Origin of the sequence: Streptomyces sp. NPDC050439, from assembly GCF_040655335.1 — a bacterium.
Lineage (GTDB): Bacteria > Actinomycetota > Actinomycetes > Streptomycetales > Streptomycetaceae > Streptomyces.
The window spans coordinates 131017-144808 of sequence record NZ_JBFAJT010000004.1 but is presented as its reverse complement, the minus strand read 5'-3'; the positions used below and the strand labels follow the sequence as shown (position 1 = coordinate 144808).

General features: G+C 70.5%; 13 protein-coding genes. 5 read left to right on the top strand and 8 right to left on the bottom strand.

Annotated elements, in window-relative coordinates; all coding sequences use genetic code 11:
• Positions 1–35 precede the first annotated feature (35 nt).
• Positions 36–977, top strand: coding sequence for an SMP-30/gluconolactonase/LRE family protein (locus AB0I66_RS18000; RefSeq protein WP_363208832.1), 942 nt, complete (start codon positions 36–38; stop codon positions 975–977).
• A 21-nt stretch (positions 978–998) separates the two neighbouring features.
• Here AB0I66_RS18000 and AB0I66_RS17995 read toward each other — a convergent pair whose 3' ends face one another.
• Positions 999–3440, bottom strand: a complete 2442-nt coding sequence (locus tag AB0I66_RS17995) for an MMPL family transporter (protein ID WP_363209379.1) — start codon at positions 3438–3440, stop codon at positions 999–1001.
• A gap of 285 nt (positions 3441–3725) precedes the next feature.
• Between AB0I66_RS17995 and AB0I66_RS17990 the strand changes: the two genes are divergently transcribed.
• Positions 3726–4391 (top strand): response regulator transcription factor, encoded by a 666-nt coding sequence (locus AB0I66_RS17990; RefSeq protein ID WP_363209378.1) that lies wholly within the window; start codon positions 3726–3728, stop codon positions 4389–4391.
• The gene (locus tag AB0I66_RS17985; RefSeq protein WP_363208831.1) at positions 4388–5833 is read left to right on the top strand and encodes a HAMP domain-containing sensor histidine kinase; all 1446 of its coding nucleotides are present in this window, start codon (positions 4388–4390) and stop codon (positions 5831–5833) included. Before AB0I66_RS17990 ends, AB0I66_RS17985 begins: the two co-directional genes overlap by 4 nt.
• Positions 5834–5928: 95 nt before the next feature.
• Here the strand turns inward: AB0I66_RS17985 and AB0I66_RS17980 are convergent, their stop codons facing one another.
• The 3 genes from AB0I66_RS17980 to AB0I66_RS17970 all read right to left on the bottom strand — a co-directional run bounded on the left by AB0I66_RS17980 (position 5929) and on the right by AB0I66_RS17970 (position 8051).
• Complete coding sequence (locus AB0I66_RS17980; protein ID WP_363208830.1) at positions 5929–6324, bottom strand: ATP-binding protein; 396 nt, start codon at positions 6322–6324, stop codon at positions 5929–5931.
• Between the two features lie 147 nt (positions 6325–6471).
• A complete protein-coding gene (locus AB0I66_RS17975) occupies positions 6472–7743 on the bottom strand; it encodes a metallophosphoesterase (protein ID WP_363208829.1) in 1272 nt (423 codons plus the stop codon).
• A gap of 65 nt (positions 7744–7808) precedes the next feature.
• Positions 7809–8051 carry an SCO4848 family membrane protein gene (locus AB0I66_RS17970; RefSeq protein ID WP_160506782.1) on the bottom strand — a complete coding sequence of 81 codons (243 nt, stop codon included), beginning with the start codon at positions 8049–8051 and terminating at the stop codon, positions 7809–7811.
• A gap of 127 nt (positions 8052–8178) precedes the next feature.
• Between AB0I66_RS17970 and AB0I66_RS17965 the strand changes: the two genes are divergently transcribed.
• Positions 8179–9426 carry a D-alanyl-D-alanine carboxypeptidase gene (locus AB0I66_RS17965; RefSeq protein WP_363208828.1) on the top strand — a complete coding sequence of 416 codons (1248 nt, stop codon included), beginning with the start codon at positions 8179–8181 and terminating at the stop codon, positions 9424–9426.
• Here the strand turns inward: AB0I66_RS17965 and AB0I66_RS17960 are convergent.
• Genes AB0I66_RS17960 through AB0I66_RS17945 form a run of 4 tightly spaced genes read right to left on the bottom strand, consistent with a single transcriptional unit; the run spans position 9389 to position 12204 of the window.
• Positions 9389–10309 carry a YihY/virulence factor BrkB family protein gene (locus AB0I66_RS17960; RefSeq protein ID WP_363208827.1) on the bottom strand — a complete coding sequence of 307 codons (921 nt, stop codon included), beginning with the start codon at positions 10307–10309 and terminating at the stop codon, positions 9389–9391. The two genes, AB0I66_RS17965 and AB0I66_RS17960, sit on opposite strands and share 38 nt — an antisense overlap.
• Complete coding sequence (locus AB0I66_RS17955) at positions 10297–10722, bottom strand: GtrA family protein (protein ID WP_363209377.1); 426 nt, start codon at positions 10720–10722, stop codon at positions 10297–10299. The genes AB0I66_RS17960 and AB0I66_RS17955 overlap by 13 nt, the downstream gene beginning before the upstream one ends.
• Before the next feature lie 26 nt (positions 10723–10748).
• A complete protein-coding gene (locus AB0I66_RS17950; protein WP_363208826.1) occupies positions 10749–11690 on the bottom strand; it encodes a decaprenyl-phosphate phosphoribosyltransferase in 942 nt (313 codons plus the stop codon).
• On the bottom strand, positions 11683–12204 hold the full coding sequence (locus AB0I66_RS17945) for a phosphatase PAP2 family protein (RefSeq protein ID WP_363208825.1): 522 nt from the start codon (positions 12202–12204) through the stop codon (positions 11683–11685). The genes AB0I66_RS17950 and AB0I66_RS17945 overlap by 8 nt, the downstream gene beginning before the upstream one ends.
• A gap of 166 nt (positions 12205–12370) precedes the next feature.
• Between AB0I66_RS17945 and AB0I66_RS17940 the strand changes: the two genes are divergently transcribed.
• Positions 12371–13780 carry an FAD-binding oxidoreductase gene (locus AB0I66_RS17940; RefSeq protein ID WP_363208824.1) on the top strand — a complete coding sequence of 470 codons (1410 nt, stop codon included), beginning with the start codon at positions 12371–12373 and terminating at the stop codon, positions 13778–13780.
• Positions 13781–13792 lie beyond the last annotated feature (12 nt).

Here is a 13792-nt window from a genome sequence, read left to right as displayed (position 1 = left end):
ATGATGTTCACTCATTGTGTGAGGCAGGGATCGTCATGTCTTCCCAGAAAGTCCCGACGTCGTACGAGGTTCTGGACGATCGCTTCCGCACGGGGCGGTGCGCCAACGGCGACGCCAAGCTGGAAGTGCTGTACGACGACTGCCGGTGGGCGGAGGGGCCGCTCTACCTGCCCGCATGGCGCCAGCTCATCTGGAGCGACATTCCCAACGACCGGCTGCTGCGCTGGGACGAGACGACCGGTGCGGTAGGTGTCTTCCGTTCGAACGCCGGATACGTCAACGGCAACACTCTCGACCGCGAGGGCCGCTTGATCTGCTGCGAGCAGGGCAACAGGCGCGTGACCCGTACCGAACACGACGGCCGCGTCACGGTTCTCGCCGACCGCTTCGAGGGCAAGCGGTTCAACAGCCCGAACGACGCCGTGGTCCGCTCCGACGGGTCGATCTGGTTCTCCGACCCGGACTTCGGGATCACCAGCGACTACGAAGGGCACCGCGCGGCCGCCGAGATCGATGGCTGTCACGTGTACCGGATCGACCCCGTGACCGGTGACGTGCGGCTCGTCGCCGACGGCTTCGAGGGGCCGAACGGACTCGTCTTCTCGCCCGACGAGCGGCAGTTGTACGTGTCCGATTCGCGCGCGTCCAGGATCCGGGTCCTCGACGTGAGCGAGGACGGGACGACGCTCACGGACGGCGCCGTCTTCGCCGAGTCGAAAGCCGGCTTCGACAACATCCGCTTCGACGACGAAGGCCGGCTGTGGGCCGCCGCCTTCCACGACGGGGTGCACTGCTACGACCCCGACGGCACCCTCATCGGGCGGATCACGGTCCCGGAGGCCGTCGCCAACATCGCCTTCGGCGGGCCGAGGAACAACCGGCTCTTCATCGCGGCGACGACCTCGCTCTACTCGCTGGTGATGTCGGTGACCGGACTGCCGAGGGTCCGGGCCCTGCGCCCCGGACCCACCGGCTAGTTCACCCGGTGCACTCGCCGGCTAGTTCACCGCGTCCATCTCCCCCACCGCGAGCTCCACGTCGTACACCAGCGGCTCGTCCGCGACCATGAGGTGCCGTGCGCGGGACGCGTAACCGTGGGCCGTGACGGCCAGCAGGTACGCACCCGCCGACGGGGCCGCGACGATGTACGAGCCGTCCGCGAGGGAGGTCACGCGGTCCAGCTGGCCGCCTCCCTTGGAGAGGAGGGTCAGCGTCGCGCCCTCCACCGGGTCGCCCTCCGCGGTGCGGATGAAACCGTGCACTACGGAGGCACCGCCTTCGCGCTCAGGCTCCCCCACGCGCGCGTGGGGGATGGGCACCGGCTCGTCCGGCCCTTCCTGCGGCTCCACCGCCAGGTGCGGGAGGCGCTTCTCCAGGCCCGCGGGGAGCCACCAGTTGGCGCGGCCGAGCAGATGCATGGCGGCCGGGACGAGGGCCGTGCGCAGGATGAACGCGTCCAGGGCGACCGCCGCGGCCAGACCGATGCCCGCCATCGCGCCCTCCATGTCGCCGCTCAGGACGAACGCGGAGAAGACGCAGATCATGATCAGTGCCGCGCAGTTGATGACCCTGCTGGTCTCGGCGAGGCCCACCCGCACCGCGCGTGCGTTGTCCTTGGTGTGCACCCATTCCTCGTGCATGCGGCTCACCAGGAACACCTGGTAGTCCATCGAGAGCCCGAAGAGCAGCGACAGCATGATGACGGGCAGGAAGGCGGTGATCGGCCCCTCCTTGCCGATGCCGAGGATCTCCGTGCCCCAGCCCCACTGGAAGACCGCCACCAGCACGCCGAAGGACGCCGCCGCCGCGATCAGGTTCATCAGGGCCGCCGTCAGCGGCACCACCAGCGAGCGGAACGCGACCAGCAGCAGGAGGAAGCCGAGCGTGATGATCGCTCCTACGAAGTAGGGCAGTCGATCGCCGGTCACCGCCGCGAAGTCCTTGAAGACGGCGGTGACGCCGCCTACATGGGCGTCGACTCCGGCCTGCGGAATCACGTCTCCCCGTAGACGGTCGATGAGCTGGTCCGTCTCCTCCGACTGGGGGGATGTCGTGGGGACCACGTTGATGACCGACACGCCGTTCGCGGGTGGGGCGGCCGCGACCCTCGCGACGCCTTCCGTGTCGCGAATGGTCGCCACCAGGCTCCCGGTGTCGGCTTCCTCGGCCACTACTTGGAGGGGGCCGTTGAACCCCGGACCGAATCCTTCGGCGAGCAGGTCGTATGCCTGCCGGGTCGTCGTCGACTCCTGGTGGTTGCCCTGATCGGTCGCGCCGAGCCGCAAGGAGAGCAGCGGCAGCGCGAGGAAGGCCATCACCACGAAGGCGAGCGCCGCGATCGAGCGAGGACGCTTTTGTACGTACGAGGACCAGCGCGCCGCGAGGCCGCTCGCCTCGGCGGGCTCCGGTCCCGTGGCGGCGAGATGGCGCCGCTGCCTGCGGCTGAGCACCCGGGGGCCAAGGAGGCCGAGGAGCGAGGGCAGCAGGGTGATGGCCGCGAGGACGCTCAGGACCACCGTCAGGGAGGCCGCGATGACCACGCCGTCCAGGAAGCGCATGTTCATCACCAGCATCCCGGCGAGGGCGATGCACACCGTGCCGCCCGCGAAGAGCACGGCGCGGCCGGAGGTGTTCAGGGCCTGCACCGCGGACTCCTCGGGCTCCATGCCGCGCAGGATGCCGCGCCGGTGCCGGGTGACGATGAAGAGCGCGTAGTCGATGCCGACGCCCAGGCCGATCAGCGAGCCGAGCAGCGGGGCCACTTCGGGGATGTCGGTGACGTGGCTGAGCAGCATCGTGGAGAGCATGCCGAGGCCCACTCCGAAGACCGCGATGACGATGGGCAGGGCCATCGCGAAGAGCGAACCGAAGGCCAGGAAGAGCACGACGGCCGCGGCCGCGATGCCGACCATCTCGGCGATGCCGGTGGGCGGCTCCTGGATGCGGGTGATCGCCTGTCCGCCCAGTTCGACCTGCAGACCGGCGCGTTCGGCGTTCTGCGCCGTGTCCACGACGTCCTGCACGAGCTCCTTGGGGACCGAGTTCGCCTCCTCGGCGAAGGTCACCTGGGCGTAGGCGATGCGCCCGTCCGCGCTGATCTGGGCCGCGCCCGCCTGCTCGGAGGCGTACGGGCTCGCGACCTCACCGACACCCTTCATGCCGGCGATCTCCTTGAGCGCCGGCTCGACACGGGAACGTACGTCCGCGTCACGGGCCGAGGCTCCCTCGTCGACGCGCCAGACGACCGTGTCGGTGTCTCCGGCGCTCTCCGGGAAGGCCTTCGTCATCAGGTCGTACGCGCGCTTGGAATCGGTGTCCGGCAGGGAGAACACATTCGAGTAGTTCGTTCCTGCCGAGGCCCCCGCGGCCCCCAGGCCGAACAGAGCCCCCACCCACAGCACAAGGACCACCAGACGGTGCCGATAGCACCACCGTGCCAATGCCGCCACGATCCACTCCTCCTTCGCGTTCGCCAGGTCCCCCGGGTCCGTGCTTCAGGAGCCTCAGCATCGGCGCCACCGCGCCGCGAAAGCGCCGCGCGGCCATGATTCTCAAGTAACTCCAAGGCACGGACCGGGTCTTCGTACAACGCCCGCGCCGATACTGAGGTCATGAGCCACGCCGAAGGCCAGCAGGGAACTGATGTCGGAGTGCGAACCGGCCCGGAGGTTCGGAACACTCCGGCCGGTTCGGGCGGTCCGGTCGGTGCGGACGCCGGGGCCACCGTGCTCGTCGTCGAGGACGAGCCGAGCATCGCCGACGTGCTCGCCATCGCCCTGCGCTACCACCGGTTCGACGTGATGGTGGCGGGCACCGTGCGCGAGGCCCTCGCCCTCGCCGGGCGCACGCGGCCCGACGTGGCGCTGCTCGACGTGATGCTGCCGGACGGCGACGGACGCGCCCTGGCCGGGGAACTGCGGGCCCGGTGCCCGGAGACGGCCCTGCTCTTCGTGACGGCGCGGGACGCGCCCGCGGAGGTCGTGGGCGCCCTCGGTCTCGGCGACGACTACATCACCAAGCCGTTCAACATCGACGAGGTCATCGCCCGCATCGGAGCGGTCCTGCGCCGCACCAGGGCGGGCGACGTGCTCCCCCAGCGGCCCCCGCTGCGCTATGGCGACCTGGAGCTGGACGAGACGGCCTACGTGGTGCGCCGCGCGGGCCGCACGGCGCAGCTCACACCCACGGAGTACGCGCTGCTGCGCTTCCTTGTGCGCAACGGCGGGCGTGTGGTGCCCAAGGAGCAGCTCCTGCGCCATGTCTGGCAGTACGAGCACCCCGCCGAATCGACCGTCGTGGAGACCTACATCAGCTATCTGCGGCGCAAGCTGGACGCGCTCGGCCCGCCGGTGATCACGACCCGGCGGGGCGTGGGGTACGGCCTCGCATGAGGCGTGCGCACCGCGGCATGAGTTCGCTGCGCGCCAAGCTCACGTGGGTGAACGTGGCACTCCTCGCTCTCGGCGTCATCGTGGCGACCGGCGTGAGCGTCATGGGCATGCGCCACTATCTGCTCGACAACGTGGACGCCGACCTGACGCAGTCGCGCGACTCGCTCCTGGACACCGGGCTCACCATGAAGGAGATCGAACGGCTCAGCGAGCTTGGCATCGCTCTCGACAAGCTCTCCCCCGGTGGCAAGGAGCGCGCGAGTGCCCTGCCGCGCGGGAACACCGTGTTCGTGGCGGTGGACGAGCGCGGTGCGCCCGTGGCCATCGGCACACTCGCCCCGACCGCGCGCCAGCGCGCCCTGGCAGCCGCCGTCGACGACGCCGAGGCGGTCGCCGGCCGGTCCGAGCCGCAGGACATCACCCTCGGCGGCGACGCCCACCGCATGGTGGGCGCGAAGCTCGCCGACGGCACGACGGTCCTGATGGCCGCGGACACGCAGGACGTGGAATCGGGCATCAGGAAGGCGCTCAAGCTGGACGCCGCCTTCGGAGTGGTCCTGTTGGGGCTGCTCGCCGTCCTCACGATGATCTCGGCGCATCACCGGCTGCGGCCTCTGGAGGACATGGTCGAGACCGCGTCCGCCATCGCCGAGGGCGACCTCACCCGGCGCGTCCCGTCGAGCCGCGCTCCGGTGATGGAGACCGAACAGCTGCGCCTGGCCCTCAACTCCATGCTCCACCAGGTGGAGTCCGCCTTCGAGACCCGTGAGCGCAGCTCGGCACAGCTGCGCCGTTTCGTGGCCGATGCCTCGCACGAGCTGCGTACGCCCTTGTCGGCGATCCGCGGCTACTTGCAGCTGTACGACAAGGGAATGCTCCGTGACCCGGCGGAACGCACGCGCGCGTGGAGCCGCGTCCTCGCCGAGACCGACCGGATGGGACACCTCGTCGACGAGCTGCTCACCCTGGCCCGCCTCGACCAGCAGCCGGAACTGCGCCTCACGAACGTCGACTTGAGCCGTCTCGTACGGGACGCCGCCGACGATCTACGGGTGCAGGAGCCGAAGCGTCCGCTCACGGTCTGCGCCGAAGGGGCGGTACTGATCCGCGCGGACGAGTCGGGGATGCGCCAGGTGCTCGGCAATCTCCTTGCCAACGTACGTGTCCACACGCCCGTCGACGCGCCGGTCACGCTGGGCGTGGAGCGGCAGGACGGGGTGGTGCGGCTGCGGGTGGCCGACCGGGGGCCCGGCCTCGCGGAGGCGGACGCGGCGCGCGTGTTCGACCGGTTCTTTCGCGCGGGCGGTGGCGCGGGCAGCGGGCTGGGGATGGCGATCGTGCAGGGGGTCGTCGCGGCGCACGGCGGCGAGGTGGGGGTGGAGACGGCGCCGGGGGCGGGGCTCACGGTGACGGTCACGTTGCCTGCGCGGACGGGCGGTTGAGGCGGGCCTGCGGTTGAGAAGTGCGGGCGGTTGAGGAGTGCGGGCAGGGTGGGGCCGCGGCTCAGAGGGGGGCGCAAGGGCCCTCAGGGGGCGTCTCAGGCCCTTACCAGCGCCCACACCGTCTTCCCGTGCCGCCCCCGCTGCCAGACGCCCCACGCCTCGGCCAGCGCGTCGAGCAGGCGCAGTCCGCGGCCGCCCTCCTCCAGGGGCCCCGCCTCCCGCAGCTCCGGTCTGGTCGGGCTCTCGTCGGACACTTCTATGAAGCAGTCCCCGTCTGCGAGCACCGTGACGGCGACCTCGAACTCCCGGTCGTGGACCAGGCCGTGGCACACCGCGTTCGTCACGAGCTCCGACACGAGGAGCACGGCGTCGTGCAGCGCCGCGCTCTCCTCCTTGTGCCCCCAGGCGGCGAGATGATCATGGACGCGGAGCCGGGCGAGCGATACGGATGCCGGATGCGGAGGCAGCCGGAAAGCCTGTCGTCGCAACAATGTTCCCCCTATGGCACACCAAAGCACCAAGAACTGCACACACTTCCGACACTTAATGCTGCGCAGAGGTAGTGCCCGGTGTCACACCGTCACCCTATGGCCCGGCTTTATCCGGCCAGGTTTGTCCTGCATCGAACCAATGCGCGATTACGCCTGGCGGGAGGCCAGTTCGACGACCGTGATGTCGGACGGCGCCCCTACGCGCACCGGCGGACCCCACGCGCCCGCGCCACGCGTCACGTACAACTGCGTGTCGCCGTAACGCTCCAGTCCCGCGAGGGTCGGATTCGCCAGGTCGGCGATGAAATTGCCTGGCCAGAGCTGTCCGCCGTGGGTGTGCCCGGAGAGCTGGAGGTCGACGCCGTGCTTGACGGCGTCGTGGATGACGACCGGCTGATGGGCGAGGAGCACGGAGGCCCGCGAACGGTCCCGGTCGCCCAGCGCCTTGGCGAAGTCGGGCCCGTGCCCCTCGCTCTCGCCCGCGATGTCGTCCACGCCCGCGAGGTCGAAGCCGGGCAGTTCGGTGCGGGCGTTCTCCAGGGGCCGCAGGCCGAGTTCGCGTACGTGGTCGACCCACTGCTCGGCTCCCGAGAAGTACTCGTGGTTGCCGGTCACGAAGTACGCCCCGTGCCGCGCCCGCAGCTGCGCGAGCGGTGCGGCGGCGGGACCGAGGTCCTCGACGCTGCCGTCGACCAGGTCACCGACGACCGCGATGAGGTCGGGCTGCGTTCCGTTGATGGTGTCCACCACGCGCTGCGTGAAGCCGCGTCCGAGAATCGGCCCCAGGTGGATGTCGCTGACCACCGCGATACGGAACCCGTGCGCCGCGCGCGGCAGCTTGGCCAGCGGCACGGTGACGCGCTTCACGCGGGGGCCGCTCAGGACACCGTAGGTGCCGTAACCGACCGTTCCGACGGCGACGGCCGCGGCGGTCCCGCCGACGATGCGGGAGACGAAGAGGCGGCGCGAGGGCGCGGTCGGCGCCGCTCGCTCCGGAGCGGGGGCGGGGGCAGGAGCGGGGGCGGGGTCGGCGTCGCCCTCCGGCTGGGCGGCCTCCTCCGTAGACGGGTCCTCCGTGGACCGGCCCTCCGTAGAGGTCGGCTTCGTACGCCGCCGCAAGAAGAAGGGCCGTACGAGCTCACCGACCAGAAGTGCGAGCACCAGGTAGATCGACAGCGCCATCCACATGAAGCCGGGCCAGGCCAGCACCTTCTGCAGCCAGAACGGCGCCCCGGCCCGTTCACTCGCGACCGCCGCGAACATCAGCAGCGGCCCCGCCACGAAGACCACGGCGCCCGCGCGCCGGGCGAGCCCCGGCCCGGACGTGGTGTCCCGCACCAGACGTCGCCAGGCGTACCACTGCATCGCGGCGAGGGCCGCGAGCGCGGCGATGCCGACCAGCACGAACAGGATGACCACGGTGGTGCGCCCCTCAGCAGTGCCCGAAGTGACCGGTCAGCTGTAGCGATCAGCTGAACCGAAAGCTATGACGTACGGCGCAGAGCACGGACTCCGCGCAACCCGATGGCCCCTACCACCGTCCCCAAGACAAAGGAGGCGACGGCGAGCGTCAGGTGCACCCAGAAGTACGCGGTCGGGTCGCCTGCGTCATCGAAGGCGAGCCCACTGCCGTCCTTCCACAGGTTCTTGACGAAAGTGATCCAGATGAACCAGCTCCACACACCGAAGGCGAGCAGGAACCAGGAGACCGGGCGGCTGAGCTTCATGCGTTCAGTATCGCGAGCCTCCCTTCCGCACCGCCGCCGGGGTGGGGAGTCAGGGCCGCCCCAGCCGCACGTGACACAGGCCACCTCGGCGGAGACGTCCACAGGGGCGCCCTGTACGTTCTCGTCCGTGCCTGCCGTAAAAAAGACCGCCTTGTTGGTCACTTCCGCCGCATTGCTCACCATGTCGACCACGGCTCCCGCGTGGGCGGACGACAAGCCGGGAGGCGAGAAGAAGCCCAAGCCGCCCGCTTCCATGTCGACGGTCGGGGGCGCCAGGCTCGGCGAGCCGGGCACCCAGGTGAGCCTGAAGGCGGGCGCTCCCGTCCTCCCCAAGGACCTGTCGGCGCGCTCCTGGATGGTGTCGGACGCCGAGACGGGCGAGGTCCTCGCCTCGCACAACTCGCACTGGCGGCTGCCCCCGGCGAGCACCCTGAAGATGCTCTTCGCGGACACGGTCCTGCCGAAGTTCCCCAAGACGCAGAAGCACGAGGTCGAGCTCTCTGACCTGGCGGGCATCGGCGCGGGCAGCAGCATGGTCGGCGTCAAGGAGAACGAGACGTACACCGTCCACGACCTGTGGCTCGGCGTCTTCCTGCGGTCGGGCAACGACGCGGTGCACGTCCTGTCGGCGATGAACGGCGGTGTGCCCGCGACCGTCAAGGACATGCAGTCGCACGCCGAGGAGCTGCAGGCCCTCGACACGCACGTGGTCAGCCCGGACGGCTACGACGAGAAGGGGCAGGTCTCCTCCGCGTACGACCTGACGCTGTTCGCCCGCTCAGGGCTGCAGAAGAAGGACTTCCGCGAGTACTGCGCGACGGCCACCGCCAAGTTCCCCGGGGAGACCAAGAAGGTCAAGAAGGGCAAGGACAAGGGCAAGAAGAAGCGCGAGTCCTTCGAGATCCAGAACACCAACCGGCTCCTCACGGGGGACTACGGTCTCGACCCCTACAAGGGCATCGCGGGCGTCAAGAACGGCAGCACCACGAACGCGGGCAACACCTTCACCGGGGTCGCCGAGCGCGACGGCAAGGTGCTGCTCGTGACCGTCATGAACCCCGACTCCGGTGAGCAGCACGCGGTCTACAAGGAGACCGAGCGGCTCCTGGACTGGGGCTTCAAGGCGTCCGGCAAGGTCGAGCCGGTGGGCGAACTGGTCGCTCCGAAGAGTGCCGGTACGGGCAGCGGCAAGGGGGCTCCCGGCGCGGGCAAGGGCGGGTCGGACTCGTCCAAGAACGTGGCGCACGCCTCCGACAAGGAGTCGGGCGGCGGCGCGGGCGTCGCGCTCGGGATCGCGGCCGGTGTCCTCGCGCTGATCGCCGCCGGGTGGTTCGTGATCAGCCGCCGGCTGCCGCTGCCGAAGAGCCGCCGCTGACCTCGCCGGGCTTTTCCTGTTCTTCTTCTGTACGTGCCTGCTTCCGCGTCGCCGTCCAGGCGGCGCAGAACAGCAGGAGTTTCGCGGTGAAGTTGATCCACAGGAGCAGCGCGACGGGCACTCCGAAGGCGCCGTACATGCTCTTCGCGGCGACGCCCTTGATGTAGCCGCCGAGCAGCAGCTTGAGCAGCTCGAATCCGGCCGCGCCGATCAGCCCGGCGGTGATGAGGTGGCGGCGCGGCGGTTGTACGTCCGGCAGCAGCGTCAGGACGTAGAGCAGCAGCAGGAAGTCCGCGAGGACGGCGATGGCGAACGCGATCACCTGCAGCAGCAGGCCGCCCCAGCCGTCCTCGGAGACCCCGAGGAGGTCGGCGCTCCAGCCGACGGCGCTCGACGCGAGGGTCGAGGCGACGAGGGACGCGAGGCCGGCGCCGCCGAGACCGACGAGCACCCCGGCGTCCTTGACCTTGCGCATCACGGGGTTCTCGTCGTCGTCGTCCAGCTCCCAGACGGCCCGCAGGCACTCCCTCATCGATCCGACCCAGCCGATGCCGGTGAAGAGCAGCAGGGCGCCTGCGACGAGGCCGACGGTGCCCGCGTTGGCGACCAGGGCGTCCAGGTTCAGCTGGTCGGCGATGCCGGGGACCTGTTTGGAGATGCTGTCCTCGAGCTTGTCCTGCTGATTCTTGGAGAGCGTCGCGGCGGCGACCGCCGCGGCGACGGTGATCAGCGGGAAGAGCGCGAGGAAGCTGATGAAGGTCATCGCCGCCGCGAGGCGCGTCCAGTGCACGCTGTCGAGCCGCTCGTACGCGCTCCACGCGTGCGTGCGCATCAGACGCTCCACCAGGGGCCCGATGCCGGGGAGCTTTTTCAGCCAGTCCATGATGCCTCCCTGCCCGTTGTGCGGAAGACCAAGGTCCGGGTACCCCAGAAACGCAGGACCGTGGCGAGTGCCATGCCCACACCCGCTCCGGAGATGGTGTCCGCGCGCTGTGAGGTGAGGCCGAGGCCGTAGTGGGACACCGCGATGCAGAGCAGCTGCACCAGGGCGCCTGCGATGTTGACGGCGAAGAAGACGCCGTACTGGCGCAGGCGCGAGACGCCCGCCGCCTCGCGCCGCCGGTAGGTGCCGAGCGCGTTGCCCGCGTAGGCGACCGTGCAGCCGGCCACGAAGGACAGCGCCTTGGCGGTGAGCGGGTCGAGGCCGGCGGGACCGCGCAGCCAGACGAAGAGGCCGAGGTCGACGGCGTACGCGCAGATCCCGGCGGTGGCGAAGCCGAGCAGTTCGGGGCCCATGGCCCGTAGCCGCTCCCTGAGGGCGCTCACCAGTCGGCGACCGCGAGGCCGTACATCGCGATCCACACCAGGCCGATGACGGCCAGCGCACGGTCGCGCAGGACGACGTCCTCGGGCTCGCCCGCCGTGCCCCGGTCGGCGAAGACGGCGTAGCGCAGGACTGCGAGGACGAAGGCGGCCATCGACAGCTGCCGCCAGGGCAGCAGGCCGTTCGCGGTACCGCCGCTCTCCATGGCCCACAGGCAGTACGCGAGGACGGCGACCCCGGCGGCGAGCTGCCAGACGAAGCGGAGGTAGCCGGTGGTGTATTCGGTGAGCAACGCGCGCGTGGCGCCTGCTTTTCCTGACATCTGCACGGCTTCGGAGTAGCGCTTGGCGGAGACCATGAAGAGGGCGCCGAAGCCCGTGGTGATCAAGAACCAGCGCGAGAGCGGGATGTCGAGGGCCAGCCCCCCGATCATCGCCCGCATCAGGAAGCCGGTGGTGACGACGGCGAGATCGACGACCAGGATGTGCTTGAGGCTGACGCAGTAGGCCAGTTGCATCACTACGTAGGCGCCGAGCAGGGCCGCGGTCAGGGGTGTGCAGAGCACGGCGGCGGCCACCGGTGCGAGCACGGCGAGCAGCCCGCCGACCGTGTACGCGACCGTCACCGGTACCTGCCCGGCGGCGACCGGTCTGCGGCACTTGGTGGGGTGGGCGCGGTCGGCCTCGGCGTCACGCGCGTCGTTGATGAGGTAGACGGCGGACGCGGCGGCCGTGAACAGGACGAACACCAAGACGAGTTGGATCAGCGAGTGGCGCGAGAAGAGCTCGCCCGCGGCGGCGGGGGCCGCGACGACCAGGACGTTCTTCACCCACTGGCGGGGGCGCGCGGTCTTCAGGAGGCCGAGCGGCAGGGCGAGGGTGCCGGTGCCGGTCGGCTGCGGCGGCTGGGGGCGTTCGAGCAGGGCGGTGCGGTCAGCCATGCGCGCGGCTCCCGTTCATCCAGGCGGAGCCCACGCGCGCGGTGAGGGCGCCGAGTGCCGCTCCGGCCGCCACGTCGCTCGGGTAGTGGACGCCGACGATCATCCGCGAGACACACATCGCGGCGGCGAGGGGCGGGACGACGCGGGCGCCCAGGGGGCTCAGCCCACCGAACGCGACGGTGGCCGCGGCGGCCGAAGTGGCGTGCGAACTGGGGAAGGAGTGCCGTCCCGCGGTCCTCACGAGGGGTTGTACGCCCCTGTCGCCGCCGGGACGCGGACGCCGTACGACGCGTTTGACGCCCATGCTGGCCAGGTGTGCGGCGGCGGTCAGTGCCGTGGCGCGCAGCCACACGTCGCGCCGTTCGCGGTCGACCGCGGCGCCCGCGAGCCCCGCGACGAGCCAGAGGGCGCCGTGCTCGCCGGTCCAGGACAGGGCCCGTGCGGCGGCGGCCACGCGCGCGTCGGAGCCGCAGTCGCGCAGGGCCGACAGCAGCCGGTGGTCCATGTCGTGCATGTGGCCTCCTTCTCCGGGGACTTCAAGGACCTGACCTCCCGACTCTTCTAGGCGACCTCTCAATATTTACGGCAATATACGACGACACTCCATCAATCACCCATTTCGGTGAGAGCTCTGACGAATGTGGGCAAACTGCCCTTGCTCGGACGATACGGTCACGCGTATGCCTGCCGACTCCGCTCCGCCCGCCGACCCCGCGACCGCGACGGCGCCCGAGGCCGCACCCCTGGCGCCGTACGTGTCCGTGTCGGGCTGGGGGCGCACCGCCCCGTCCACCGCCCGTCTGATCCGCCCCCGTTCGCCCGAGGAGGCCGTGGCGGCCCTCCAGGCGTGCGGGGAGCGCGGAGGCATCGCCAGAGGCCTTGGGCGGGCGTACGGGGACGCCGCGCAGAACGCGGGCGGCGCGGTACTCGACATGACCGGCATGGACCGTATCCACGCCATCGACGCGGACGCGGGCACCGTCCTGTGCGACGCCGGGGTCTCCCTGCACCACCTGATGGAAGTCCTGCTCCCGCTCGGCTGGTTCGTGCCCGTCACTCCGGGGACGCGCTATGTGACCGTGGGCGGCGCGATCGGCACGGACATCCACGGCAAGAACCACCACGGTTCCGGGTCGTTCTCGCGCCACGTGATGGCCGTCGAACTGCTCACCGCCGACGGCACCGTGCAGGCCGTCGAACGCGGCACTCCCTTGTTCGACGCGACGGCGGGCGGCATGGGCCTGACGGGCGTGATCCTCGCCGCGACGCTGCAACTGCAGCCGGTCGAGACCTCGTTGATGACGGTGGACACGGAGCGTGCCACCGACCTGGACGACTTGATGGCCCGCCTCACCGCCACCGACCACCGCTATCGGTACTCCGTGGCGTGGATCGACCTCCTCGCGCGCGGGGCGTCGATGGGCCGCTCGGTGCTCACGCGCGGCGATCACGCTCCCCTGGACGCCCTCCCGCCACGCGCGCGTAGAGCCCCGCTCACGTTCCGCCCCGGGCAATTGCCCTCCGCCCCGCGCTTCCTGCCCGACGGGCTGCTCGGCCGCAGGTCGGTGGGCCTCTTCAATGAGCTCTGGTACCGCAAGGCGCCCCGCTCCCGGGTGGGCGAACTCCAGAAGATGTCGACGTTCTTCCACCCTCTGGACGGCGTCCCGCACTGGAACCGCGTGTACGGCCGCGGTGGTTTCGTGCAGTACCAATTCGTCGTCGGGTACGGCAAGGAAGAGGCCCTGCGGCGCATCGTGCGACGCATCTCGGAGCGCGGCTGCCCGTCCTTCCTCGCCGTACTGAAGCGCTTCGGAGAGGGCGATCCGGGCTGGCTCTCCTTCCCGATGCCCGGCTGGACCCTCGCCCTGGACATCCCGGCGGGCCTGCCGGGTCTCGGCGCGTTCCTCGACGACCTCGACGAGGAGGTCGCTTCCGTCGACGGCCGCGTCTACCTGGCCAAGGACTCCCGCCTGCGGCCGGAGATGCTCGCCGCGATGTATCCGCGGCTCGACGACTTCCGCGCGCTGCGGGCCGACCTCGACCCGCGCGGCGTGTTCCGCTCGGACCTCTCGCGCCGCCTCGCCCTCTAGCAACTCCAGGAG

Excerpts from the sequence above, each read along its gene's own strand:
- AB0I66_RS18000 (WP_363208832.1), top strand. The coding sequence starts at position 36 with ATGTCTTCCCAGAAAGTCCCGACGTCGTACGAGGTTCTGGACGATCGC.
- AB0I66_RS17985 (WP_363208831.1), top strand. The coding sequence starts at position 4,388 with ATGAGGCGTGCGCACCGCGGCATGAGTTCGCTGCGCGCCAAGCTCACG.
- AB0I66_RS17970 (WP_160506782.1), bottom strand. The coding sequence starts at position 8,051 with ATGAAGCTCAGCCGCCCGGTCTCCTGGTTCCTGCTCGCCTTCGGTGTG.
- AB0I66_RS17960 (WP_363208827.1), bottom strand. The coding sequence starts at position 10,309 with ATGGACTGGCTGAAAAAGCTCCCCGGCATCGGGCCCCTGGTGGAGCGT.
- AB0I66_RS17955 (WP_363209377.1), bottom strand. The coding sequence starts at position 10,722 with ATGGGCCCCGAACTGCTCGGCTTCGCCACCGCCGGGATCTGCGCGTAC.
- AB0I66_RS17950 (WP_363208826.1), bottom strand. The coding sequence starts at position 11,690 with ATGGCTGACCGCACCGCCCTGCTCGAACGCCCCCAGCCGCCGCAGCCG.
- AB0I66_RS17945 (WP_363208825.1), bottom strand. The coding sequence starts at position 12,204 with ATGCACGACATGGACCACCGGCTGCTGTCGGCCCTGCGCGACTGCGGC.
- AB0I66_RS17940 (WP_363208824.1), top strand. The coding sequence starts at position 12,371 with ATGCCTGCCGACTCCGCTCCGCCCGCCGACCCCGCGACCGCGACGGCG.